At 59.1% G+C, this 23,551-nt stretch carries 21 protein-coding genes and 1 pseudogene; 10 read left to right on the top strand and 12 right to left on the bottom strand.

Annotated elements, in window-relative coordinates:
• Window positions 1-83: 83 nt before the first annotated feature.
• Both FBZ99_RS19550 and FBZ99_RS19545 read right to left on the bottom strand, forming a co-directional pair.
• On the bottom strand, window positions 84-662 hold the full coding sequence (locus tag FBZ99_RS19550) for a flavodoxin family protein (RefSeq protein ID WP_162748836.1): 579 nt from the start codon (window positions 660-662) through the stop codon (window positions 84-86).
• Window positions 663-849: 187 nt separating this feature from the next.
• Window positions 850-1,212 carry a DoxX family protein gene (locus tag FBZ99_RS19545; protein WP_145634379.1) on the bottom strand — a complete coding sequence of 121 codons (363 nt, stop codon included), beginning with the start codon at window positions 1,210-1,212 and terminating at the stop codon, window positions 850-852.
• A gap of 141 nt (window positions 1,213-1,353) precedes the next feature.
• Between FBZ99_RS19545 and FBZ99_RS19540 the strand changes: the two genes are divergently transcribed.
• The gene (locus FBZ99_RS19540) at window positions 1,354-1,926 is read left to right on the top strand and encodes a TetR/AcrR family transcriptional regulator (RefSeq protein ID WP_113353566.1); all 573 of its coding nucleotides are present in this window, start codon (window positions 1,354-1,356) and stop codon (window positions 1,924-1,926) included.
• 141 nt (window positions 1,927-2,067) lie between these two features.
• Here FBZ99_RS19540 and FBZ99_RS19535 read toward each other — a convergent pair whose 3' ends face one another.
• On the bottom strand, window positions 2,068-3,459 hold the full coding sequence (locus tag FBZ99_RS19535; RefSeq protein ID WP_145634377.1) for an aldehyde dehydrogenase family protein: 1,392 nt from the start codon (window positions 3,457-3,459) through the stop codon (window positions 2,068-2,070).
• Window positions 3,449-5,107, bottom strand: a complete 1,659-nt coding sequence (locus FBZ99_RS19530; protein WP_145634375.1) for an acetolactate synthase large subunit — start codon at window positions 5,105-5,107, stop codon at window positions 3,449-3,451. The genes FBZ99_RS19535 and FBZ99_RS19530 overlap by 11 nt, the downstream gene beginning before the upstream one ends.
• 338 nt (window positions 5,108-5,445) lie before the next feature.
• Between FBZ99_RS19530 and FBZ99_RS19525 the strand changes: the two genes are divergently transcribed.
• On the top strand, window positions 5,446-5,649 hold the full coding sequence (locus FBZ99_RS19525) for a cold-shock protein (protein ID WP_047631453.1): 204 nt from the start codon (window positions 5,446-5,448) through the stop codon (window positions 5,647-5,649).
• 58 nt (window positions 5,650-5,707) lie between these two features.
• Here the strand turns inward: FBZ99_RS19525 and FBZ99_RS19520 are convergent, their stop codons facing one another.
• Both FBZ99_RS19520 and FBZ99_RS19515 read right to left on the bottom strand, forming a co-directional pair.
• Window positions 5,708-5,974, bottom strand: a complete 267-nt coding sequence (locus FBZ99_RS19520; protein ID WP_113353567.1) for a WGR domain-containing protein — start codon at window positions 5,972-5,974, stop codon at window positions 5,708-5,710.
• Window positions 5,975-6,151: 177 nt separating this feature from the next.
• Entirely contained in the window at window positions 6,152-6,862 is a 711-nt protein-coding gene (locus FBZ99_RS19515; RefSeq protein ID WP_113353284.1) for an SDR family NAD(P)-dependent oxidoreductase, read from the bottom strand.
• A gap of 130 nt (window positions 6,863-6,992) precedes the next feature.
• On the opposite strand from FBZ99_RS19515, the gene FBZ99_RS19510 reads away from it, so the two are divergent.
• Both FBZ99_RS19510 and FBZ99_RS19505 read left to right on the top strand, forming a co-directional pair.
• Window positions 6,993-7,916 carry a LysR family transcriptional regulator gene (locus FBZ99_RS19510; protein ID WP_113353568.1) on the top strand — a complete coding sequence of 308 codons (924 nt, stop codon included), beginning with the start codon at window positions 6,993-6,995 and terminating at the stop codon, window positions 7,914-7,916.
• A 142-nt stretch (window positions 7,917-8,058) separates the two neighbouring features.
• Window positions 8,059-8,709: a glutathione S-transferase family protein gene (locus tag FBZ99_RS19505; RefSeq protein WP_145634373.1), complete on the top strand. Its 651-nt coding sequence runs from the start codon at window positions 8,059-8,061 to the stop codon at window positions 8,707-8,709.
• 15 nt (window positions 8,710-8,724) lie between these two features.
• On the opposite strand, the gene FBZ99_RS19500 is transcribed toward FBZ99_RS19505, so the two are convergent.
• Window positions 8,725-9,318 carry a TetR/AcrR family transcriptional regulator gene (locus FBZ99_RS19500; RefSeq protein ID WP_162748838.1) on the bottom strand — a complete coding sequence of 198 codons (594 nt, stop codon included), beginning with the start codon at window positions 9,316-9,318 and terminating at the stop codon, window positions 8,725-8,727.
• 135 nt (window positions 9,319-9,453) lie between these two features.
• Here FBZ99_RS19500 and FBZ99_RS19495 point away from each other — a divergent pair, with 135 nt between their 5' ends.
• On the top strand, window positions 9,454-10,677 hold the full coding sequence (locus tag FBZ99_RS19495) for an MFS transporter (protein ID WP_113388754.1): 1,224 nt from the start codon (window positions 9,454-9,456) through the stop codon (window positions 10,675-10,677).
• Window positions 10,678-10,754: 77 nt separating this feature from the next.
• On the opposite strand, the gene FBZ99_RS19490 is transcribed toward FBZ99_RS19495, so the two are convergent.
• Both FBZ99_RS19490 and FBZ99_RS19480 read right to left on the bottom strand, forming a co-directional pair.
• On the bottom strand, window positions 10,755-11,396 hold the full coding sequence (locus tag FBZ99_RS19490) for a Pr6Pr family membrane protein (RefSeq protein WP_246661144.1): 642 nt from the start codon (window positions 11,394-11,396) through the stop codon (window positions 10,755-10,757).
• Window positions 11,397-11,698: 302 nt separating this feature from the next.
• Window positions 11,699-13,003, bottom strand: coding sequence for an Nramp family divalent metal transporter (locus FBZ99_RS19480; RefSeq protein WP_145634370.1), 1,305 nt, complete (start codon window positions 13,001-13,003; stop codon window positions 11,699-11,701).
• Between the two features lie 210 nt (window positions 13,004-13,213).
• Here FBZ99_RS19480 and FBZ99_RS19475 point away from each other — a divergent pair.
• Window positions 13,214-13,443 (top strand): annotated as a pseudogene (locus tag FBZ99_RS19475) (metal ABC transporter solute-binding protein, Zn/Mn family); the annotation flags it as partial.
• 11 nt (window positions 13,444-13,454) lie between these two features.
• Here FBZ99_RS19475 and FBZ99_RS19470 read toward each other — a convergent pair.
• The 3 genes from FBZ99_RS19470 to FBZ99_RS19460 all read right to left on the bottom strand — a co-directional run bounded on the left by FBZ99_RS19470 (window position 13,455) and on the right by FBZ99_RS19460 (window position 16,373).
• Window positions 13,455-13,895 carry a Fur family transcriptional regulator gene (locus tag FBZ99_RS19470; RefSeq protein ID WP_145321404.1) on the bottom strand — a complete coding sequence of 147 codons (441 nt, stop codon included), beginning with the start codon at window positions 13,893-13,895 and terminating at the stop codon, window positions 13,455-13,457.
• A 228-nt stretch (window positions 13,896-14,123) separates the two neighbouring features.
• A complete protein-coding gene (locus tag FBZ99_RS19465; protein WP_113353288.1) occupies window positions 14,124-15,752 on the bottom strand; it encodes a thiamine pyrophosphate-binding protein in 1,629 nt (542 codons plus the stop codon).
• A 288-nt stretch (window positions 15,753-16,040) separates the two neighbouring features.
• Window positions 16,041-16,373 carry a hypothetical protein gene (locus FBZ99_RS19460; RefSeq protein ID WP_229002209.1) on the bottom strand — a complete coding sequence of 111 codons (333 nt, stop codon included), beginning with the start codon at window positions 16,371-16,373 and terminating at the stop codon, window positions 16,041-16,043.
• 343 nt (window positions 16,374-16,716) lie between these two features.
• Here FBZ99_RS19460 and FBZ99_RS19455 point away from each other — a divergent pair, with 343 nt between their 5' ends.
• The 4 genes from FBZ99_RS19455 to FBZ99_RS19440 all read left to right on the top strand — a co-directional run bounded on the left by FBZ99_RS19455 (window position 16,717) and on the right by FBZ99_RS19440 (window position 23,493).
• Complete coding sequence (locus tag FBZ99_RS19455) at window positions 16,717-18,189, top strand: nucleobase:cation symporter-2 family protein (protein WP_145634367.1); 1,473 nt, start codon at window positions 16,717-16,719, stop codon at window positions 18,187-18,189.
• Window positions 18,190-18,842: 653 nt separating this feature from the next.
• Complete coding sequence (locus FBZ99_RS19450; RefSeq protein ID WP_113331171.1) at window positions 18,843-19,892, top strand: porin; 1,050 nt, start codon at window positions 18,843-18,845, stop codon at window positions 19,890-19,892.
• 416 nt (window positions 19,893-20,308) lie between these two features.
• Complete coding sequence (locus tag FBZ99_RS19445) at window positions 20,309-22,405, top strand: carboxy terminal-processing peptidase (protein WP_145634365.1); 2,097 nt, start codon at window positions 20,309-20,311, stop codon at window positions 22,403-22,405.
• Window positions 22,406-22,908: 503 nt separating this feature from the next.
• A complete protein-coding gene (locus FBZ99_RS19440) occupies window positions 22,909-23,493 on the top strand; it encodes an IMPACT family protein (protein ID WP_113353291.1) in 585 nt (194 codons plus the stop codon).
• Window positions 23,494-23,551 lie beyond the last annotated feature (58 nt).

The following is a 23,551-nucleotide window of genomic DNA, read 5'->3' as shown; positions in this document are numbered from 1 at the left end:
ATTCCCTTCTCTTCCTGGGCCCGGCGGCGCCCATCAGAGTATCCGCTCCAGAGCTGTTCAAGTCTCGAGAGTTGGCGCTCGCATCAGGCTGCCTGAGCCGCTGTTAACCGCTGCGCAACTCGTGCCACCCGCTCTCCGTAGATGCGGGCGGTTTCGAGATCGCCGCTCGACATTTCACTTGGGGCTGCGTCGGCATCGGATTGCGCCATGGGCGCGATATATGATCCCATCCTGTTCGCATCGTCTCGTTTCGACGCCTTCACATTTGCCGGCTTCATCCCCAGGCTGACCCAAAGACCGCCGTGCTGTCCCGCCAGAAGCACGAAGTATTCGAGGGTGTTGAGCTTGTCGCCGTTCAAACTGGCGCTGTTGGTGAAGCCCCCGAATACCTTGTCCCGCCATTTGTTGGCAAACCAGGCCTTCGAGGACGTATCGGCAAACTTCTTAAACTGCCAGCTCGGGCCGCCCATGTAGGTTGGCGACCCGAAAATGATGGCGTCCGCGGCATCCAACGCGGCCCATCCCTCATCTGAAAGATTGCCATCAGCGTCAATGGCGTAAAGCACGCCTCCTGCCCCTTCCGCGACGGCCTGAGCCATCCGTTGGGTGTGACCGTAACCGGAGTGATAGACGACGACTGTATTGGCTTTGCGATGTGACATGATGGTCTGGCCTCCTTGGGGCCGTTGCTTTACACCGTCCGAAGGCGATTTCGCTCCGTACGGCACTTTCCTTCGGAAGAGTTGATGGCGGGAGTTCGGGTGACGTCCAGCGTCTGGCGACAGATGGTTTTATCCAGCCAGCTACGCGGAGGTTCTCGGCATGATGAACTCATCTGCTGCGAGATGCTCAAACATGACCGCTGACGCCGGCCAGTACCAGCAACAACAGGAACACCACAGGCGGTGGGAGTTCTCTATAGTTCCGGATGCGGACAATGGCCGCAATTGCAGCGAGCATGATGCAAGCGCCCAATGCCACTCCGATGTATCGGATACCGGCTGTTACCAACAACACCGCCGTCAAGAGCTCAAGCGCGGCCGTAACCCAGCACCACCAGAATGGAAATCCGAGCTGTACAAAGCCCGCGCGGATTTTTTGGTGGCCACTCATGTTGACGATGGCGCCAGTGAGAAACGCCCCTGCGGAGAGCCAGACCAGAACGGTATCGGGCACGGTTGCGCCTGTGAAAATTTGAACTGGAAGATTCATCGATATTCTCTTCTCTGCCGATCCGTACCGGCGAAAACTTTTATAGCGCCGTCACATATTCTAGCGACGCTAGTTTGTCAATCGACATTCTTTTTGATAGCTTCGCCGGCAGAGAAATCGCGAATGAAGACGGGAGCCAACGTGGGCATCAGCGAACGCAAGATCCGGGAAAAGGACGAACGACGCCGCAGGATCGTTGCTGCCGCAAGGACGATCGCGGAACGCGACGGCTGGGCTTCGGTCACGATCCGGCGTCTTGCCGACGAGATAGAATACAGCCAGCCCGTTCTCTATTCGCATTTCCAAAATCGCGACGAAATCGTCGGCGCGGTCGCGCTTGAGGGCTTTAGTGAGTTGGCGGCAATACTGCGTGCCGCGATCCGGCCATCGTCCACGCCCGGAGAATTGGTGGAAAGTGTCGCGACCGCCTATCTCGATTTCGCCTTCGCCCGGCCTGCAATGTACGAGGCGATGTTTATCCTTCCGACCGGTCTCCGCTTCGCCAAATCCGACACGCCAGCACAGCTCCGTGAGGGTTTTGGAGCCATGGCGACCGTGATCACGCCATTCTTCAAGGATGGGGATACCGCTACCGAAACTTTCTGGGCGGCGCTCCACGGATTGGCGGAACTCGAGCGCCACGGCAGAATAAGACCCGCTTTTCGGTCTCACCGCATCACCCTCATCACGCAGATGATATCGGGTCGGATATGAGAGATTCTGCCTTTAGGATTGTCGCAGGGCTTCAATGACAACGCTGAAGGCAGGCGAATTCCGTTTCCGACTGAAATAATTGTCCGGCCGCAAAGATCGCGTGAGGGGGGAGGTCCGAGGATCAGGCTTGCCGAGGCTCACCTAGCTGACGCCGTTGAACACCACCATCTTGTCGTCGGCCATCTCCTCCATCGTCCAGGGAATACCCCCGACACCATATCCCGACTGCCTGCGCCCGGCAAAAGGCATCCAGTCGGTTCGAAACGCCGTGTGGTCGTTGACGAGCACCGCGGATGCGTCGAGATGCCTTGCCGCCTTGAGCGCGACGGCTATATCGGTGGAAAAGACGCTCGCCTGGAATGCGTAGGGCAGCGAGTTGGCTGTACGGATCGCCTCGTCGATGTCGCTATAGCCATAGACACAGGTCAGCGGTCCGAACACCTCGAGCCGCGACACCTTGGCGTCCGCCGGCGGATCGAGCAGGACGGAGGGCAGAAGCGTGGTCTCGGACAGCCGCCCTCCCCCGAATTGCCTTGCTCCCGCATCGGTCGCTTCCTTGATCCAACTTGCGACACGTTCCGTCTCGCGCGGCAGGATCAGCGGCCCGACCTCCGTCTCCTTCAACGTAGGATCGCCGACACGCAGGCTTGCGACCTTGGCGGCAAGGGCGTCGGTGAAGTTGGCTAGGATATCATCGTGCACGAAGAGGCGCTGCACCGACACGCAGACCTGCCCCGCGTGATAGTATCCGCCTTTGACGATCGTCCCGACGATCGCGTCGATGCTGGCGCTGCGATCGACGATGACGGGGGCTGCTCCACCATGTTCCAGCGCACATCTCGTGCCTGGCGGCAGCTTGCTTTTCAAATACCAGCCGACCTTCGCCGAACCGATGAAGCTCAGGAAGGCGACGCGCTGATCCACAGCAAGGCTCTCGGCAAGCGCATTGTCCTCGGTGATGAAGGTCTGGCACCAGCGCTCGTCCAGTCCCGCCTCCCAGAACAGCTTGACGATCTCGGTGCAGGAAATCGGTGTGGTTGCCGCCGGCTTGACGATGACGGGGCAGCCAACGGCCACAGCCGGCGCAATCTGGTGGATGATGAGATTGAGGGGGTGGTTGAACGCCGATATCGCCGCCACGACGCCGATCGGCTCCTTGGTGGTGAAAGCCCATCGGTTGGTGCTGGCGGCAGTCAGGCCCATCGGGATTTCTTTGCCGCCAAAATTGCGCAGCTCGTCCGCCGCGTTGAGGAGACCATCGATCCCGCGGGTGACCTCGACGATCGCATCCGTCAGCGGCTTGCCACCTTCGCGGGCGATCATGATGGCGAAGCGGTCACGGTTCTCCGAGAGAAGCTCGGACACCCTTCTGAGGATAGCCATCCTGCGATGCGCTGACAGCCAGGCGCTACGATCGGCATAGGCTTTCGCGGCGACATCGAGCTTATGCTCGAGAACAGCGGCATCATCGGCCGGTATTTCGGCAATGAGCGCGCGATCGAATGCCTGATAGACCTTCAGCTTAGGCGTCATCTTGATCCTCCAGAATGGCGGGAAGCCGTTCGCGCAATTCCTTCACCAGCACACGTTCGTTTTCCGAATAATCGACCGGGACGTTGACGAGATGAACACCACCGCCGGAAAAAGCATCTTCAAGCGCCTGCTTGAACTGGCCGATGTCGTCGACCCTCGTCCCCTTGGCGCCATAGGACTCGGCATATCTAACGAAATCCGGGTTGCCGAACGTCATTCCGAAGTCCGGAAACTCGTCCACCGCCTGCTTCCAGCGGATCATGCCATAGGCATCATCCTCGATGACGAGAATGACAAGGTTCAGTTTCAGCCGGACGGCCGTCTCGATCTCCTGCGAGTTCATCATGAAGCCGCCATCCCCGCAGACTGCCATGACACGCCGCTCGGGATAGAGCATCGAGGCGACCATGGCCGAAGGGAGCCCGGCCCCCATTGTTGCGAGGGCGTTGTCGAGCAGCAGCGTGTTCGCCATGCGCGTCCGGTAGTTCCGGGCGAACCAGATCTTGTACATGCCGTTGTCGAGCGCGAGGATGCCGTCATGCGGCATGACTTCCCGGATGTCATGGACCAGCCGCTGCGGCGTGAACCGATCTTCCGTCGCCCGATCCGCGATGCGCTCGAGGATACGTTCCCTAAGATGAAGAAGGGCCTGCGCGTTCGGCAGTTTACCCGCAAGGCGATCCGCCAGCGCCTTCAACGATGGGCCAATGTCGCCTATGACCTCCGACTGAGGAAAGTAGACCTGCTCGACGGTCGCCGGCTGATATCCGACATGGACGACATTCGGACCACCCTTGCCCATGATGAAGGGCGGCTTCTCGATCGTGTCATGGCCGATGGTGATAATGAGATCGGCCTGCTCGATCGCCTCGTGGACATAGTCCCGCTCCGACAGTGCGGCCGTGCCCATGTAGAGCTCGGTTCCGCCCGGGACCGTTCCCTTGCCCATCTGGGTCGTGAAGAACGGGATGCCGGTGCGGATGACGAACTGCGCGATATCAGAGGTCGACCGGGGACGCGAAGCGGCCGCCCCGAGCATGAGCAGCGGGCGTTTTGCCGCGGTGATGAGGGTGGCCGCGCGATCGAGGGCCGCGTCGCTTGCGATCGGCAGCTCCAGTTGATGCGGAGCGACGAGAGCGACCGGCGCGCATTCCTCGGCGGCGATGTCCTCCGGAAGCTCGAGATGGACCGGTCCCGGCCGCTCCTCCTGTGCGATCCGGAATGCCTCCCTGACCATCGTCGGGATCATCTGCGGCGAAACGATCTGCCGGGCAAGCTTGGTGAGCGGCTTCATCGACGCCACCACGTCTACCACCTGGAACCGGGCCTGCCGGGACGAAAGTATCCCTTTCTGGCCGGTGATCATCACCATTGGCATGGCGCCGAGCAACGCGTATGCCGCGCCCGTCGAAAGGTTCAAGGCGCCTGGCCCCAGCGTCGTCAGGCAGACGCCCGGCTTGCCGGTCAGGCGACCATAGGTCGCGGCCATGAACGCGGCGGCCTGCTCATGCCGGGTCAGCACCAGCTGAATGGACGATTTGCGGATCGACTCGACAACATCGAGATTTTCTTCGCCTGGAATACCGAAGATACGGTCGACACCCTCGTTTTCGAGTGCGGCCACCAGGAGATCGGAGCCTTTGGTCATGGATGGAGCTCGTGCTTGTTGGCAGATCGATTGATTGATGCTTCCCAAACTGGAAGACGGACAGCAAGAATAGATCCTTTTGCTGGCTAGTCCATCAGAGTTCTATCAGATTCCAGTTACCGCGGATGACCGGAGCTGCGCGAATGCTCGACGAAAGCAGGCAAAGCCGAGTCACGGAAGGAATGGCTATCGCTGATACAAGACTTCAAAGACGATCTGGTGCGAAAAAACACGTTTGATCACAGGACCTGACGGGCGCCATTAGCAGATGTGCTTGATCTGACAGCAGTTGCCCGCTAGGTTGCCGCCGCGATCAACTGCAAAGACATGGGGATTTCATGCCAACTGGCACGGTTAAGTTTTTCAACACCGACAAGGGCTTTGGCTTCATTACGCCGGAAAGCGGGGGACCTGACGTTTTCGTTCACGTCTCCGCCCTGCAATACGGCAATGTGCTCAGGGAGGGGCAATCCGTCTCTTACGATCTGGGTCAGGACCGGAAGACGGGCAAGTCGAAGGCGGAAAACGTCAGACCGCTCTAATCATTATGGACACGTCACTACCCGAGATCTCGGGTAGTGCACTCGGGCGCCATGGAAATCATGTGAGCGCCCTGCTTCGCACGGGGCATGGGCGGTAGCCCTTTGCCCGTTTCTGCCGCGTCAGTGCGAGGAACAGTCTGACGGCATCCCTTTCATCCTCGAAATGATGCGCCATCGTCTGTCCGCTGAAGCCTATGCGGCCCCATCGTCGCGTAAGACACGTATCGCCGAACAGGGTCGTCGATATCTCCAGCACATAGTAGCGTGCCATGTTCTTCGCGGCATTGGTGCGCTCGATATAGAGATGATAGGGCTGAGTAAGCATGCCGGAAGAATCGTCGATCGCGCGGCTGCGGTCCAACGAGTGTTTTGAATCGGTCGGCCAGCTTCGATTCATTTCCGTGATGTATTCGGCGATCCGCCGAACAATCGTCAGCCCAATCCCGGGCGCCGGCTCCAATCCAGCGGTACCTCAAGGCTGATGTGCTACGTTGACGACGGATCACCAGGGAACCGTTCGGCCGAGATAATCCAGATATTCAAGGCCTCGCTTCCCTTGCTGGCCGAGAAGTACATTCACCAGGTTCGGAATGCTTTCCTCGATCGTCAGCCGCCCGTCGGGACCGCCCAGATCGGTCTTGACCCACCCGGGAGCCATGAGCACCAATGCACGCGCGTCATCCGCGTGCCGGGCGGCATAGCTGCGCATCAACGTGTTCAAGGCCGCCTTGCTGCCGCGATAGACCTCCCGCATGCCCGTGGTATTGTTGCTGACGCTCCCCTGGCCCGAGGACATGACGCCGATCAGCCCCGTCGGCGAAACGAGGTCCTGCAATCCTTCCACGCTCCGCATCGGGCTTAGCGCATTCGTCACCATGACGCGCACGAACTCCTCCGTCGTCACCTCCGCTATCGTCTCGGTCGGGACATTCGTCGTTCCCGCATTGACGAACAGCATGTCGAAGACGCGGCCGTCGAGGCGCGCGCGCAACGAGGCGAGCTGTTCCGGCTCGTTGATGTCGAGCGTTTCGATGGTGACGCGGCCATCGGAACGGTCCGCCAGATCGTGCAGTTTCGTCTTCGCCGTCGATGCCCGCACCGTGCCGACGACGGACCAGCCCTTCTTGAAGAATTCTTCGGCCATGGCATGGCCGAGACCGCGTGATGCACCGATGATCAGGATGCTGCCGGTGGACAATGATGATGACGGCATGGGCACGCCTCCTTTGTTTGCTGTGAGCCCAATATGAAAGCCCGATCCGGATTTCTCCAGACGCACAGGATGCAAAGAATAGTTGCGTCGGACGCTAGGCATGGCGATCGATCTGGTCTACCCAAATGCCATGGAAGACATAGATCTCAATCTTCTCATCGCCCTTGACGTCCTGCTTGCCGAGGGGAGTGTGACGGAAGCGGCAAAGCGTCTTGGCTTGAGCCCTTCCGCCATGAGCCGCACGCTGTCGCGGCTGCGTGCCGTGACGGGGGATCCGTTGCTTGTCAGGGCAGGCAGATCCCTCGTGCCGACACGCTTTGCCGAGACCCTTCGGGATCGCGTTCATGCCGTCACACTGGATGCGCGCGCCATTCTTCGGCCTGCGGCCGGCGAACTCGACGTTACCACATTGGAGACTACATTTTCGATCCGCGTGAGCGAAGCCTTTCTTGAGCTTTTGTCTGCGCCCCTTGTCGCGGCCATCACGGAGGCCGCACCCCGCGTTCGCATCCGCTTCGTGCTCAAGCGCGACAAGGAGCCACACATGTTGCGGGAAGGATTGATCGATCTGGAAATCGGCGTCTTAGGCGTGCCTGCGCCCGAGCTGCGCACGCGGCTTCTGCTTCGCGATCGGCTGGTTGGAGTGGCGCGGGAAGGTCATCCTCTGCTGACGGGCGGGCCGGTAACGGCAAAGCGCTATGCGGCCTGCCGTCACCTCGCCACGTCCAGAAAGGGAGAATTTGCCGAAACGGTCGATGAGGCCTTGGAAAGGAAAGGTCTGAAACGGGAAATCCGCGTCGTGGTGCCTGGTTTTCCGGATGCGATGAGAATTGCAGCTTCGACGGATTTCATCGCGGCTGTCCCCCTCTCCTGCCTCGGCAAGAGCAAGCTGAACGAGCCGGTGGGCGAGTTTGGTATTCGAAGCTTTGAATTGCCGTTTGAAACGCCGGAAATACTCGTAGCCGCGATATGGCATCCGCGCGTCGACGCCGACCCCGCTCATAAATGGCTGCGCAATCTCATCACGCGCGTCTGCCGCGCGGCTTACCCATGAACTGATCAGCAGGCAGTCGAACTGCGAAATGAGATGCACTGGCACGCATCGTTCCCGGCTCTGAAAACCATCTCGAAAATGGAGTGTCGGATTCTCGCTCAGCCGATCGTCTTTAAGCCAGACAAAGCCACGGAGAGCAGCAATGACGATAACGATCACCGCCTTTGAAAAATCGCCGGATCGCGGCAGAGGCCTGGCGCGCGACATGCGCGTTCGCTGGGCGCTCGAAGAAGTCGGCCAGCCTTATGAGGTGCGCCTCCTCTCCTTCAAGGCGATGAAGGAGCCTGCGCATCTCGCTCTTCATCCCTTCGGGCAGATCCCGACCTATGAAGAGGACGGCCTTGTCTTGTTCGAATCGGGGTCGATCGTGTTCCATATCGCGGAGCGTCATGCCGGGCTGCTGCCGGACGACGCCAAGGCGCGGGCACGGGCGATCACATGGATGTTTGCTGCGCTCTCCACGGTGGAGCCGCCGATCATCGATCGCGCAATCGCAAGAATCCAGGAGCGCGATCAGATTTGGTACCAGCAGCGCCTGTCCATGATCGATGAGCGCATCCACCAGCGGCTGAACGAACTTTCCGATCGCCTCGGCAGCGCCGACTGGCTCGAGGATGCATTCAGTGCCGGCGATCTTTTGATGATATCGGTCCTGCTCAGGCTGAAGGACTCGGGGCTGTTGCAGGAATATCCGAACCTCTGCGCCTATGTCGCCCGCGGCGAGGCCCGGCCGGCATACAAGCGGGCCTTCGAGGCTCAACTGGCGGTCTTCACCGCCGCAAAGGCCGACTAAGCGAACTCAGACCGATCAACCGTTGTCGACCCGCAAGCCCTCAAGGAAAGTCCGGAATGCGCCCACCGCCCGTTTTGAGGTCGTCTCGGGATCGTCCGAATTGGCGATCCACTGCGCGGCACAGCTGCTTGCAGCATTGATGAGGCGAGCACCGGCTTCCACGTCGATATCAACGATGATGCCCTCCTCGCGAAGGCAACGAAGGCTTTCTCTGATCGTGGCGATACAACCGTTGGCGCTCGGCCATCCGGAAGGCTCGCCGAGCACGGCAGGCCCGTCACGAAACATGATGCGCTGGATTTCCGGCTCCAGCGCCATCTCGACATAACCGACATTCTCGTCGACGAATGCCTGCCAGCGCGACGGCGCTTTCGACGCGATCTGACAGAGCCTTGTGGTCATTTCCGCATCGATCTCGCTGACGACGGCCTGCAGAAGCCCCTTCTTGTCGCCGAAATGATGATAAAGTGCGCCCCGCGTCAGTCCGGCGTCCGCTGTAAAGTCGTCCATCGATGCATCGGCATAGCCGACGCTACCGAATGCCTTACGGCCGGCAGCCAACAGCTTGGCTCGCGTCTCCGCGATCATTTCACTGCGAGGTTTGCGCATTGCGTCTCCGTCGATCACGCACATTAATTTGCATACGCCACGTATATTAGTTGACATACGCCGCGTATGCAATTACTTCATTCACATACGCCGCGTATGTTTGCGGCCATTTCGTTCAATACAGGGAATGTTCCGATGTCCAATCCGTACAGAGCGATTTTCCGCGCACCAGGCGCCAGGAGCTTTTCGGCCGCGGCCTTCTTTGCCCGTCTTCCGCTTGCCATGGCTCCCATCGGCATCGTCGCCATGCTGTCTCAGACGCGCGGTGAATATTGGCTGGCCGGCGCCGTTTCGGCGACCTTCGCCCTGACCAATGCGTTTGTCTCGCCGCAGATATCGCGCCTCGTCGACCGGCTCGGTCAGCGTGCGGTCGTTACGCCCGCCACCATACTCTCGGTCATCGCCTTCATCATTCTCATTATCGCCGCAAACCAAGTCTGGCCGGCCTGGACACTGTTTACCTCGGCCTTCTTCGCGGCAATCATGCCGAGCATACCGGCAATGGTACGCGCCCGCTGGACGGAGATCTTCCGGGACCGGCCCGAATTGAATACAGCCTTCGCCTTCGAATCCGCCGCCGACGAGCTCGTCTACATCATGGGTGCATCTCTTTCCGTCGGGCTAGCGGTCTCGCTGTTCCCGGAAGCCGGCATGGTCGTCAGCACCATCTTCCTCGCGCTTGGATCGGCGGCCTTCCTGGCGCAGCGATCGACGGAGCCGAAGGTGCGCGCGGCTGGCTCCGCAGGCTCGCAACGCTCGGCGATCCGGCTGCGGCCGGTCCAGATCATCACGCTCGCCCTGATCTTCGTCGGCGCCACCTTCGCCACGGCGGAAGTGAGTGCCGTTGCCATCACCAAGCAACTGGGGGAGCCGGGTGCCGCCAGCATCGTCATCGGCGTCTATGCGCTCGGCTCCTTCATCGTCGGTCTCATCATCGGAGCGCTGAACCTCAAGATGCCATTGCAGCGCCAGTTGCTGGTGGCCGTCAGCGTTCTCGCCCTTACCTCCCTGCCGCTTCTGGCTGCCAGCACCTCGGTCGCTCTGCTTGCCTTTGCCGTCTTCCTCAGCGGCGTTGCCATTTCCCCCACCTTCATCACCGCCTTCGGATTGATCGAACGACGCGTGCCCGAAGCCATGCTGACCGAAGGCGTGACCTGGGTGATGACCGGCATCGGTATCGGCATGGCACTCGGTGCCTTCGTCTCCGGCTGGGTGGTGGACAGCTTCGGGCCCGCAAACGGCTTCTGGGTTTCGGTCGCGGCGAGCATCACAACCGTCGCGGTGGTAGCGCTCGGACAAGCAAGCCTTTCCGGCACGCGTGCGTCCGGCTCAGCCGCCGTCACGCAACTGGCGGAATGAGCGGGCCGCCAAGTTCCAACAAGAGCCGCGCGGGGGCATATTGGTCAGTGACGAATTTGCCTTCGTGACAACATTTCCTATGCGCGCCGAAAAGTCCGTTGCCTGGCACTGACCCAGTCGAGAAAAGTCAGCACTCCCCCCAAAACCAGCAGGGCCGATGCCAGGAACCCCATGTTCAGAAGGACCGCTTCAAGGCCGATATCGCGGACATCCAGGAACGGGTATGGATAGAAGTGGGAGACATATCCATGCGCAAGCGTATAAGCGGAGTGTGCCGCGGGAAAAGCCAACCACCAGAGCACATCGCGCCAGGAAAGCCTGCCGCGCTCACTCAGAAAAATCCAATCCGCGGCGTACAGCAGCGGAACGCAATAATGGAGTATCTGGTCTCCGAACAATTGCCACCCGCGAGGGTGCCAAACGTCCCTTAGCATCAAAGCGTAAACGATGCCGGCGATCCCCACGTAAAGAAGAAGGGCGCTTCGTACCGACGGCTTGTTCGCCCATTTGCCGATCGACGAGAGCGGCGCAGTTTGCGCGCAAAGTAGTATCACAGCGAGCAGAAGATTGGATTGCATGGTGAAATAGCTGAAGAAATTCACCGTCATCGTCAGCCGTGAAACATGCACGCCCGGTGTGATGGCGATATATGAGACCGCGATACCCGATAAAGCGAGCATGGCAAGCAGATAGCGATAGACGCGGATCAAGCCCGCCATGAAGTCCTCCCCGCTGAATTGACGCCGGAATGGGGCCAGGAAGAATTCAGCATCGTATCGTTCGACTTCATCGAAACCCTATATCTCATTGATGACAGATCAGCCTCGAAATCCCCAGCAACTCCACCGAACTCCGCGGCAAAATCGACTGTATTGAAGACATCTACCGCCTCGCAGAAGAATACGCGATTGCGGCAAATCAAAAGCAGGCGTCGAACGGCCAACCATCGGCCTGCCGCCCTTCCCTCCGACCACGCGATATTTCTCGGGCCGGCTTTCTCTGGGGAGCAGGCGCGGCGGTCTCAGGCGAGCCCAGGGATCGGAATGCCGAAAGTCTGCAGAAGCAGGATCACGTTCAGGCACAGGATCACGATCGTTCCGACGATCGCGGCGATATCGGTCATCCGGCCGTTTGCGAAATCCCCCATGATGGCGCGATTACGCGTGAACATGACAAGCGCGATCATCGGAACCGGCAGCGCGAAGGACAAGACGACCTGGCTATAGAGCAAGGCATCGGTCGTATTGACGCCGAAGAGAACGACCGCGAAGGCCGGCAGCATCGTCACGAGACGGCGCACCCAGATCGGAATATGGAAGCCGACGAAGCCCTGCATGATCATCTGACCGGCCATGGTGCCGACAGCCGACGACGAAATGCCTGAAGCCATAAGCGACACCAGGAAGACGGCGGCCGCCGCGCCGCCCAGAAGCGGCGTCAGCATGTGATAGGCGGTCTCGATCTCGGCGACCTCGGGATGGCCGGCATGGAAGGCGGCCGACGCCATGACCACCATGGCGATATTGACGGCACCGGCCACCGCCAGTGCGATGATGCACTCCCAATTCGAAAAACGGACCAGCTTGCGCCGCTCGAAATCATTGCGGGCCGGCGCGCGATGCTGCGTGAGGCCGGAATGCAGATAGACGGCATGCGGCATGACCGTTGCGCCGATAATGCCGACAGAGATGGTCAACGCAGTCATGTCAGGCATGGATGGGGTCACGAGCCCCAAGCCGACCTGCCCCCAGGCCACCGGCGCGATGAACATTTCGATGACGTAGCAAAGGCCGATGACGGCCACCAACGCGCCGATGATGAGTTCCATCGGCCGGAAGCCGCGGCCCTCGAACAACAGGACGCCATACGTGACGATGGCGGTCACCGCCATCCCGGCCAAAAGCGGCATCTGGAAGAGCAGCGACAGCCCGATGGCGCCCCCGAGGAACTCGGCAAGATCGGTCGCCATGGCGGCAACCTCGCTGACAATCCACATCGCGATGCGAACCGGCGTCGAAAACCGATCGTGGCATATCTCGGCGAGATTGCGGCCGGTGACGATGCCGAGCTTGGCCGACAGCGCCTGGAACAGCATGGCGATCAGATTCGCCATCAGCACCACCCATAGCAGCGAATAACCATAGCTGGAGCCTGCCTGGATATTCGTCGCGAAGTTGCCGGGATCCATGTAGGCGATGGAGGCGATCATGGCGGGGCCGGCAAAGAGCAGCATCGCGCGGACACCTCGCCGCCGTCCAGCCAGCACCTCTCGGATCTGCTCATCCGTCCGTTCCGACAATGTCGATTGCCTCACTATTTCAGTCATCGCATTTCTCCAGCCTGGGGGTCTGCGGTAGATTCTTATTTGCAATTCATTCTTAATTGCAAGATATGGGAAATCGAGCGAGCGTCAACCATTTTTGCAAATCAGTATCAATTGCAAAGAGAACGGGACCGCCTGCTAGATGCATTTAGCTCTTAATATGAAGCTGGAGATTATATGTTCGACGACGTCGGACGATTTGCCCTGGCGGAAATGGCGGGCGCATTTGCCGCCGCCCTGGCGGCGGTCCCCAGCATTGTTGAAGAAAATTCAAAGCGGTTACGACCTTCACGATCATCGCCGACATGGCAAGGAACGTTGCGAGTGATGACGCGACCGTTGAATCCATCGCCAAGCCGGGCGCGCAGATCCACGAATACCAGCCGACGCCGGGAGATATTCAGCGGGCACCAGGGGCAAAGCTCATTTTCTCGAACAACCTGTGGCCGCCGGATTATCCGATGTTTTTGCGGCCGCGCGCTCTTTTCAAGGGTCTGACATAGATCTCGAGCTTGTGCCCGACGATCTCGAAACCATGCTTGCGCGCAATCTCTTCCTGAAGGCGCTCGATTTCATCGGACCGGAATTCGGTGATCGTGCCGGTCTCCATATTGATCAGATGGTCGTGATGCTCCTGATCTGCACTTTCGAAACGCGCCGGACCGTTTCCGAAGGAATGACGCTCGAGAATGCCGTTTTCCTCAAGGATGCTCAGCGTGCGGTAAACGGTGGCGATCGCGATGCCGGGATCGATCGCCGTGACGCGGCGATGAATTTCCAGCGCGTCCGGATGATCCGACGCCTCAGACAGAACCTTGGCTATTGCCTGCCTCGGTGCCGTCAAGCGCAGTCCCTTCTCCTTGCAGAGCCCGGCAATATCTTTCTTTTCATTCATGGATCAGAACCCAAATACATCGGCGCATCGCAATTATCGTGATTCCACGCCAAGCCCCAGCGCAACCTCTTCTGCTTTACAGTCATCGACACCGCATCGCAACGATCCGGCGGAGACGCCTCGGTAAGCACCCCGACGCACAGACGGCAGCCCACACCAAATTATCAGTTGATATCCCCACCTTGCCCCTAGAAGGTGATTTGCCTTTCGCGACAGCGAAAAAGATCGTCAGATGCGCATCCGTGGCACATCGTTGGGATCGAGGCGCAGCTCGATCAGCACCGGGCGGCTACGATTCCTGATGGCGTCCAGAGCCCCTTCAAGCTCATGAGCCGAGCTGACCGCAACCCCGTGTCCGCCGAGCGCAGTCGCGACCTCGGCAAAGGAAGGCCAGTTGAACTGGGTTAGCCCCGGATCCATGCTGCGATCACGAAATTGGATATGTTCGGCCCCATAGGCGGAATCATTGCAGACGATGACGATCAGGTCCTGCCCGAGGCGCACGGCGGTATTGAACTCGTTGACGCCGCTCATCATGAAACCGCCATCGCCGGTGAAAAGCACCACCGGGCGATCCGGCGCGGCGACGCTTGCGCCAATCGCTTCCTGCAATCCCAGGCCGATCGAGCCAAAATTTGCCGTCACGACAAAACTCCGCGGGTCGCTGACGGAAATCCGGCACCAGACCTCGGTCATGAAACGCCCGCCGTCGGTCACAAGCACTCGGTTCTTCGGCAGGGCCTTTTCCAGCTCTTCGAGCGCCCAGATGTAGTTCACATATCCCGCGCTCGTCTTGCCGCGCTGATCGCGTGGATGGGTGGTCAGCGATGGAACATCCAGTTCTTGCGTGAAGCCGCTCGGCGGAATTTCAGCCGCATCCAGCCAATGGACGAAATTGTCTGCCGTCAGGCCTGAATCGGCCACCAAGGCCGCATCCGGATGAATGTTCTTGCCGATCGCGCGCGCATCCATGTCAATCTGGACGACGCGCTTACCCTTCAGGAGCTTGCCCCTGTCAGTGGTGAAATCATGCAATCCCGCTCCGAAGCAGATCAGGCAATCCGTCCTGGCGATCAGGTCATAGGCGGCAGGGGTGCTGAGCGTGCCGAAAATGTCCATATTATAGGGATGGCCACCGAAGAGCCCCTTTGCTTTTAAGGTCGTCGCAAGCGGAGCCTCCAGCCGGTCCGCCAGGCGGATAAGCTGATCGCGCGCAGCGCAAGCCCCGCCGCCCGCGAGGATGAGCGGACGCTTTGCAGAGGCGATTATGCCAATGGCCCTGTCCAACCCATCTCCTTCAGGCACATATCCGGGGGCATCGAAGACTTCGAACACGGCCCGCATGTGGGCCTGCTCGCACCACATGAAATCGGCCGGCATATTCAAGACGATCGGGCGCCGCTCGACTCTCGCACGATAGAAAGCGCGGGCAACGTCCCACGTTGCCGTTTCTGGCGAGCGCATCTGCTCGAAGCCGGCGCCGGTGGCCTTGACCACCTCGCGCTGGTCGATGCTCTGCAGATGGTGCGGGTTGACGACCGGCGTGTCACCCGCCAGCAGCACCATGGGGATGGAACCGCGGGCACCTTCGGTGAGCGCGGTGACGCAATTGGTCAAAGCCGGACCGTGAGTCACGCTGGCCACACCAACCTTTCCGGAGACATGGGCATAGGCGAGCGCCATAAGGACCGAGCTTCCCTCATGGGCCGCCGGCACGAAGCGGCCGCCGCATCCGCGTACATAGTGGTCGATCATGAAGAGGTTGGCATCCCCCATGAGGCCGAACATCGTGCCGGCATCGTGATCGCAAACCGCACGTGCAATCGACTGGTACACATAGATCGCATTCTCGGCCATCTTGAGTATTTTCCCTCCCGCAGCGCCTCAAATCACTGATGCTCAGAATATCAGCAAGAGCGTGCAAAAGGCGCGCAAGTTCCAGATAGAAACCCTATCGCTGCGCAAGGTAGTTTCACAAATCGAAAAAGAATGCACGATGCGTGCACGAACTCATCCAGGGTTCATCGTGCCATCAAAATCCGCCATCCCCCCGGAAGATGGAGGCGGTTCCAGGACGCGAGGTATTAAGGGGACCAAATGATTTTGTCCCAATTCTGCGGCCGCTGACGAGGCAGGCCAACTCTCCTATCGGGAAAGATGGAGGTTCTCGCCCGCAAGTTTCTGCTTGGTGTCATCAAGCTTATTATAACCTGCCTGTATGATATCGATATCGGCTGCATGACCGACGCCGGCCAATTTATAAAGCACATCGCCAACAGCTATATCCACGCGTGGCTTGTTCTGCGAATAGACTTTCTCGATGATCGGCTGGATTGCATCCAAGGCGCCGCCGGCAGCGAAATAGAGCTCCAGAGCTCGATATAAAAACGCATCCCGGCGATCGTTCAAATCCAGCAGCGACTCGTGGCCGACGCTCGAAGCCAACAACCTGACCGCCTTGTTTTGATACTCGCTCATTATACCCCACCCAAATCTTCTGAATGATACTCGAGCCCGAAAATGGACTATATGTTTCTGCCCATGTATTCTTTCGCGAGACTGAACCGGCCTCCATGACCGCATCGTCACTTGTGTCGACGCGAGGGGATATAAAGTCGCTGCTCCGTGTCGGCTGCATGGAGCGTTCCCCCCTTCCAATTCCACCAGCGAAAGATCGCGGTCCGCCAACCAGACCAGCGCGGGCATGGCCTTCTGGTAAGGTGTTTCGCATTTTTCTATAAAGTCATGAGACGGCACACACCGTAACGTGCAACGCTCGTTTGGAGGAAACGAGAAACGCAAAGGTATGGAGGAGATTACCTTGGCAATAGCAGCAGAGGAAAATACCGCACGCCTGGCCCCCGAAGATGAAAAGCTCAGCCTTGGCGCCAATCTGGCCTATGGCCTTCAACATGTCCTGACCATGTATGGTGGCATCGTTGCCGTTCCGTTGATCATCGGCCAGGCATCGGGCCTGACACCTCCCGACGTCGGCCTGCTCGTAACCGCATCGCTGTTTGCCGGCGGTCTCGCGACCATCCTGCAGACGATCGGAATACCGTTCTTCGGCAGCCGTCTCCCCCTGGTGCAGGGCGTATCCTTTTCCGGCGTCGCGACGATGATTGCCATTACCGGACATGGGGGCATCCCGGCCGTTCTCGGCGCAGTCATTGCGGCGTCCTTCATCGGGCTCCTCATCACACCCGTCTTTTCACGCATCACCCGCTTCTTTCCGCCGATCGTCACCGGCATCGTCATCACCACGATCGGGTTGACGCTGATGCCGGTCGCGGCGGGCTGGGCGATGGGCGGCAACCGGAGCGCGCCGGATTTCGGCAGCCAGGCCAATATCCTGCTTGCGGCGGTAACGCTCGTGATCGTTCTGCTGCTCAGCAAGTTGGGTAGTGCCGCCATATCAAGACTATCGATCCTGCTCGCCATCATGATCGGTACCGGGATCGCCTATGCGGCCGGCATAGCGGACTTCTCGCGGGTGACGAGCGGCCCCTTCGTAGCGCTGCCGCAGATCTTCCATTTCGGCTATCCCGTGTTCGATACCGCGGCGATCATCTCGATGTGCATCGTCATCATGGTGACGCTGGTCGAAACCTCGTCGGATATCCTCGCCGTCGGCGAGATCGTCGGCACCAAGGTCGATGCGCGCCGGCTCGGCAACGGCCTGCGTGCCGATATGCTTTCCAGCATCCTCGCGCCGGTCGTCGGCTCCTTCACCCAGAGCGCCTTTGCCCAGAATGTCGGCCTCGTGGCCGTGACCGGCATCAAGAGCCGATTTGTGGTGGCGACCGGCGGCCTCTTTCTCGTCGCTCTCGGCTTGCTGCCGATCGTCGGCCGCATCGTCGCCGCCGTTCCGAGTTCCGTCCTCGGAGGGGCAGGCCTCGTCCTGTTCGGGACGGTCGCGGCAAGCGGTATCCGCACGCTCGCCAAGGTCGACTATGAGAACAACATGAACCTCATCATCGTGGCGACCTCGATCGGCTTCGGCATGATCCCGATCGCCTCACCGGGCTTCTACGAACACTTTCCCGCATGGGTCATCACCATCTTCCACTCCGGGATCAGCTCGGCGGCATTGATGGCGATCGCGCTGAACCTCCTGTTCAATCACCTGACGACCGGAAACTCGGATCAGCAATCGGTCTTCGTCGCGGGAACGGAACGCCTGATCCGCTATCAGGACATTGCCGGCCTGCATGACGGCGATTATTTCCTGAACGGCAAGCTTTACGACGCCAATGGCGCGGAAGTTCCATTGGTCCCCGCGGAAGCCCATTAAAACACAGCGGGACCTGCTTCGGCGGCTGCGAATCATTCCGCACGGCTGAGTCCGCCTGCCAAACCCCGTGGACCCGCGGCCCCACAATTGCGCCGATCTCGTAATCCAGCCATTTGGCCGGGGGACACCTGCTACTGAAGCATTGCCCGAGTGCGCGAGTGGCCTGCGCTAAGTTCGGCTCAAGGCGCGCTGCCGAGCAGCACTTCCCCTCTCCACCCGTAGATTGGCAGGTCGTAAACCACGACCTCCGATCCCTCCGCAATTCATCTAACTGACTTGAATAAGATTGAGTCAGGATTCGCGCTACATGCCCCCCTCGGTGTTTATTGTATAGTTTGTATTCTTTACTTATTATTTTGCGATATTTTCGATTAATAACATACATTTGGTACGTTTAATACGTATAGATTTCTAATATACTTCATATACATACTAAGGTCGCGTGATTTTATGGTGTATTTTTGCATCTTTGACGAATTTATGACGATAATTACTTCACGGCTCCGAATTATTCTATTCCGATGCATCAAAAGCCCCGCTAGCGTGCCAGCACGAAAGTCTTTCGGGCTTTCGGTAAGAGGGAACACCGAATTGATGAACGTGGCGGAAGACGTCCGGCTGCGTTCCGATCCGGCAAATCGATTGGAGAAAAAATGAATATCAAGAGCCTTCTTCTCGGCTCCGCTGCTGCCCTGGCAGCAGTATCCGGTGCTCACGCGGCTGACGCGATCGTCGCAGCCGAGCCGGAGCCGCTGGAATACGTCCGCATTTGCGACGCATACGGCGCAGGTTACTTCTTCATCCCGGGCACCGAAACCTGCCTCAAGATCGGCGGTAAGGTTCGTACCGAAGGCAAGTGGTACGACGCCTACAACCCAGACACTCACTTTGGCACTCTCTGGCACACTCGTGCCGAGCTGCAACTGCAGACGGCAACCGACACCGAATACGGCCCGCTGAAAACCAACACCGAGCTGCGTTGGGACTGGAACGACGGCGGCGCTACGGCTACCAACCTGCTACACGCCAGTATCAGCCTCGGTGGCTTCACCGTTGGTAAGGAAGACTCGCAGTTCAACGTCTTCACCGGTTATGCCGGCGACGTCATCAACGACGACGTGATCGCCGACGGTCCGTACGAACTCAACCAGATCACCTACAACTACGACGCCGGCAACGGCTTCACGGCTGTGATCTCGCTCGAAGACAGCAACTCAGGCCCGGGTGCCACGGGTGCAAACGGCGAAGACAGCCACAACCATTACGCTCCTGACGTGGTCGCCGGTGCTGGCTATAAGGCCGGCGCATGGAGCTTCAAGCTCGTTGGTGGTTACGACTCGATCGTCGAAGAAGGCGCCATCAAGGCTCGCGTAGACGCTGACTTCGGCGTATTCTCGGCCTTCTTGATGGGCGCCTGGAACACCGATGGCGACAAGTTGAACAAGTATGCGCCTGGCGATTCGATCGGCCAGAGCTGGGGCGACTGGGCTGTTTGGGGTGGCGTTGGCGTACCGGTCAACGAGAAGCTGAAGTGGAACCTCCAGCTCGCCTACACCGACAACAAGACCTTCTCGGCAACGACGAACGTCAAGTGGAAGCCTGTCAAGAACCTGCTCATCGAGCCGGAAGTCACCTACACCAACTGGGACTCCATCAATCAGGACCAGTGGGCTGGCATTCTCCGCTTCGAGCGTACGTTCTAATCTGATCTGAACTAGACCTCCGATCAGAGACGGAAGAAGACCTGGTTTCCCTCCAGGTCTTCTTCTATTTTACTGCAGCTGTATTCGGGCGGTCATTCCAGGCCGCATGGCCGGCAAGCCCAATCGAGCGATCGGATGGGGCGTCGATCATCAATGGGCTGATCCGACGATGATTCCGCCGGGCCTACGGCGGCGCCACCGAACGGCTCGCATGGCGCCTCTAACATTTGAAGGTTGATTTCGGCGCCCCTGGCTTCGTTTTTGTCGATCTGCCGACGGCAGGCACACTCGCTTCACGCAAATGTTTCGAGAATCTTTCTCGAAGGAAAGCATCTGTCTGGTTGCCAAAAAACCATAATTGTTCCACCTAGATTATAGATTGAACATTTAACGATTGAGAATCGGGCCAAGACTTGATGCGTACGAAATATGGTTTCCTCTGCCTGTTCCTGGCATTTGCTTCATCGGCATATGCTCTGGAAGCCGGTTCACCGCCAGTTTTGACACCACTGCCGCAGCAGGCGCAGGCCGCGCATTTGACGGCGCAATTTCTGCAGCGCTTCCACTATAAGCCGGTCCCACTGGACGACGTCCTCTCCGCCAGGATCATGAATCGCTTCATCAAGTCCCTTGATCCGGACCGTGTCATCTTCCTGCAGAGCGATATCGACAAGTTCATGGCGGGCAGCACCAAGATCGATGACGCCATCAATCAGGAAGACTTGAATATCCCGTTTTCCATTTTCAATGTGTACGAGCAGCGCGTCGTCGACCGCATGACCTATGCGCGCAGCCTGCTCAACCAGAAGCTGGACTTTACCACCAAGGAAGACTACGCGCTCCTGCGCGACAAGGAGCCTTGGCCACAAACCGAGGCGGAAAGCAACGATCTCTGGCGCAAACGGGTCAAGAACGACTGGCTGCGCCTCAAGCTAGCCGGCAAGGATGATGCCGCCATTCGCGATACGCTCGACAAGCGCTACGAAAACTCCCTCGAGCGCGCCTATAAATACAAGAGCGACGATGTCTTTCAGACATTCATGGACGCCTATACGACGTCGGTCGACCCGCATACCGACTATTTCGGCGCGACCGCCTCGGCCGAATTCGATATTTCCATGAAGCTCTCTCTGGTCGGTATCGGCGCGGTGCTGCAGGAAAGGGATGATTACACCACGATCCGCGAACTGGTCGCAGGCGGCCCGGCGCAACTCTCCGGCAAGCTCGCGGTCGGCGATCGCATCATCGGCGTCGGTCAAGGCGAAAACGGTCCGATCAAGGAAGTCGTCGGCACGCGACTCGATGAAATCGTGCAGATGATACGCGGCGCCAAGGGGTCAGTCGTACGCCTTGATATTTTGCCCGCCGATGCCGGGCCGGATGGCAAGCATCACGTCATCAGTCTCGTCCGTGACAAGATCAGCCTCGACAAGCAGGCTGCCAAGCAGACGATCCTGTCGGTAAAGGATGGTAATACGACGCGCAGGATCGGCGTGATCACTCTGCCGGCTTTCTATGAGGATTTCGAAGCCCGGCGCAAGGGCGACAAGGACTACCGCAGCGCCAGCCGCGACGTCGCCAAGCTTCTCGGCGAGTTGAAGCAGGAAAAGGTCGACGGCGTCCTGATCGACCTGCGCAACAATGGCGGTGGCTCGCTGGCCGAAGCGATCGACCTGACAGGCCTGTTCGTCGGCAAGGGTCCGGTCGTCCAGCAGCGCGATGCAGGCGGCGAGGTGGAGGTCGAGAGCGATGACCTTGCCGCTCCGGCCTGGACCGGCCCGGTCGGCGTGCTGATCAATCGTGGCTCAGCATCGGCCTCCGAGATTTTCGCGGCGGCGATCCAGGATTACGGTCGCGGCGTGATCATCGGCGAACCGAGCTTCGGCAAGGGCACGGTGCAAACCGTGGTCAATCTCGATCAGGTGGCCCACAATCAGAAACCGAAATTCGGCGAGCTGAAACTGACGGTCGCTCAATTCTTCCGCGTCAACGGCGGTACGACGCAGTTGCGTGGCGTGACGCCGGATATCAGCCTGCCGGGACTTGCCGACCTCAAGACCTTCGGCGAATCCAGCTACGACAACGCGCTGCCTTGGACACAGGTAAAGCCGGCGAATTACAAGCCCTGGGGTGACATCCAGGCGCTGCTACCGCAGCTGCAAGGTCGCCATGACGCGCGCGTGAAGGATGATCCGGAATACCAGCGCTTCGTGGAAGACGTCACCACGCTGAAGGAGCAGCGCGACAAGAAGGTCATCTCTCTCAATGAAACCGAACGCCGCAACGAGTTGACCGCCCAGGCAAACCGCATCAAGGCGCGCGGACAGTCCAATGACGGCATCGATACCGGCGAGGATGATGGCCTGCAGGCCAACGAGCGCAGCCTGAGCGCCGATATTGCCATCGAAAAGGCCCGCAAGAACGCAAAGGATATACTGCAGAACGAGGCTGCCTCCATCGTTGCCGACGAGGCGGACCTGCAGGCCGGCACGTCGAGGGCCGCGGCAAAATAGTCGCGAAACTACATCGTGTTGCTCACGACCGAGGAATCGACGTCGCCGCTGTGACGTCGACCACCACCTCGCCGGCTGTGGGTGCATAAGACTAACAGCTAAAGCAAAATGCCAAAAAGTGTGGATGACTTTTGGGCACATCCGCTCTATCTATTTAATTTTAAAGTGAATTCTTATTTAGGGTTGGACAGGCCTGAATTCATCTGCCTCTGGGGCCTCAGCTACGTTTCAGCTACCCGTTGTAAGCTATGTGCGTGCGATACTTGCGCCCCCAACAAAGTTTCGCACGAGGCGCCGATAAGGCTCTCTGCTCTGCCTCGTGCCCATGAGGCAGAGCTTTCCCGCCTTGACCACGCTCAACGAGTTTCGGCTACGCCATTGAAGGCCTGGGAAACTCTCGCGGCGATCCTCATCCAATTCATTTTGTCCCACGTTACCTCATGTCTCTCGGAACAGCGGCAACTGCCTCTTCGCAGAGTGCACGAAATTGGCTAAGAGGCCGTATGTTTGAGCTTGTTTCGATCGCCACCGCCAATCAGGAAATCAAGCGAAGCCGGTTCGTTGCGACGGCCGGTCCGATTGCCGATAGCGAGGCAGCAAAGGCGTTTGTCGCACAGCACTCGGTCACGGATGCCAATCACAATTGCTGGGCCTGGCGTATCGGACAAACCTATCGCTTCAGCGATGATGGCGAACCGGGCGGAACCGCCGGCAAGCCGATCCTCCAGGCCATCGACGGCTTCGAATTGGATATGGTGGTCGTCGTCGTGACACGCTGGTTCGGCGGCACTCTTTTGGGTGCTGGCGGGCTGATCCGCGCTTATGGCGGCACCGCCGCGCTATGTCTGCAAGGCGCGGAGAAGAGAGAAATACTCCCAACCGTCGCGGCAACGATCGATGTGCAGTTTTCACATCTCGCTCTGGTGAAAGCGAAACTTTTGACAGAGGCAGGCGTGCGGCTTGTGGAGGAACGCTTCACCGAATCCGGAGCCGTGCTCGGCGTGACCATAGCCGCCTCGATGGTCGAACGGGTCGTTGACAACATTCAGGATCTGACAAGCGGTCGGGCAACCGTAAGGTTGGATTGATCGGGATATACCGAAGGATGACGCTCTCGACGCGTTGTGATGGAGCCGCGATAAGCAG

The sequence above is a fragment of the Rhizobium sp. ERR 1071 genome, assembly GCF_007828675.1.
In the GTDB taxonomy this organism is placed as follows: Bacteria; Pseudomonadota; Alphaproteobacteria; order Rhizobiales; family Rhizobiaceae; genus Rhizobium; species Rhizobium dioscoreae.
This window is presented reverse-complemented; position numbering and strand designations above follow the sequence as displayed.

Bases quoted from the DNA above. Each gene is read 5' to 3' on its own strand.
- FBZ99_RS19510 (WP_113353568.1), top strand. From the start codon at position 6,993: ATGGAAGACATAGATCTCAATCTTCTCATCGCCCTTGACGTCCTGCTT.
- FBZ99_RS19530 (WP_145634375.1), bottom strand. From the start codon at position 5,107: ATGACCAAAGGCTCCGATCTCCTGGTGGCCGCACTCGAAAACGAGGGT.
- FBZ99_RS19520 (WP_113353567.1), bottom strand. From the start codon at position 5,974: ATGCTTACTCAGCCCTATCATCTCTATATCGAGCGCACCAATGCCGCG.
- FBZ99_RS19490 (WP_246661144.1), bottom strand. From the start codon at position 11,396: ATGGCGGGCTTGATCCGCGTCTATCGCTATCTGCTTGCCATGCTCGCT.
- FBZ99_RS19465 (WP_113353288.1), bottom strand. From the start codon at position 15,752: ATGGCCGAGAATGCGATCTATGTGTACCAGTCGATTGCACGTGCGGTT.
- FBZ99_RS19545 (WP_145634379.1), bottom strand. From the start codon at position 1,212: ATGAATCTTCCAGTTCAAATTTTCACAGGCGCAACCGTGCCCGATACC.
- FBZ99_RS19550 (WP_162748836.1), bottom strand. From the start codon at position 662: ATGTCACATCGCAAAGCCAATACAGTCGTCGTCTATCACTCCGGTTAC.
- FBZ99_RS19460 (WP_229002209.1), bottom strand. From the start codon at position 16,373: ATGAGCGAGTATCAAAACAAGGCGGTCAGGTTGTTGGCTTCGAGCGTC.
- FBZ99_RS19495 (WP_113388754.1), top strand. From the start codon at position 9,454: ATGTCCAATCCGTACAGAGCGATTTTCCGCGCACCAGGCGCCAGGAGC.
- FBZ99_RS19445 (WP_145634365.1), top strand. From the start codon at position 20,309: ATGCGTACGAAATATGGTTTCCTCTGCCTGTTCCTGGCATTTGCTTCA.
- FBZ99_RS19500 (WP_162748838.1), bottom strand. From the start codon at position 9,318: ATGCGCAAACCTCGCAGTGAAATGATCGCGGAGACGCGAGCCAAGCTG.
- FBZ99_RS19505 (WP_145634373.1), top strand. From the start codon at position 8,059: ATGACGATAACGATCACCGCCTTTGAAAAATCGCCGGATCGCGGCAGA.
- FBZ99_RS19535 (WP_145634377.1), bottom strand. From the start codon at position 3,459: ATGACGCCTAAGCTGAAGGTCTATCAGGCATTCGATCGCGCGCTCATT.
- FBZ99_RS19470 (WP_145321404.1), bottom strand. From the start codon at position 13,895: ATGAATGAAAAGAAAGATATTGCCGGGCTCTGCAAGGAGAAGGGACTG.
- FBZ99_RS19525 (WP_047631453.1), top strand. From the start codon at position 5,446: ATGCCAACTGGCACGGTTAAGTTTTTCAACACCGACAAGGGCTTTGGC.
- FBZ99_RS19515 (WP_113353284.1), bottom strand. From the start codon at position 6,862: ATGCCGTCATCATCATTGTCCACCGGCAGCATCCTGATCATCGGTGCA.
- FBZ99_RS19440 (WP_113353291.1), top strand. From the start codon at position 22,909: ATGTTTGAGCTTGTTTCGATCGCCACCGCCAATCAGGAAATCAAGCGA.
- FBZ99_RS19480 (WP_145634370.1), bottom strand. From the start codon at position 13,003: ATGACTGAAATAGTGAGGCAATCGACATTGTCGGAACGGACGGATGAG.
- FBZ99_RS19450 (WP_113331171.1), top strand. From the start codon at position 18,843: ATGAATATCAAGAGCCTTCTTCTCGGCTCCGCTGCTGCCCTGGCAGCA.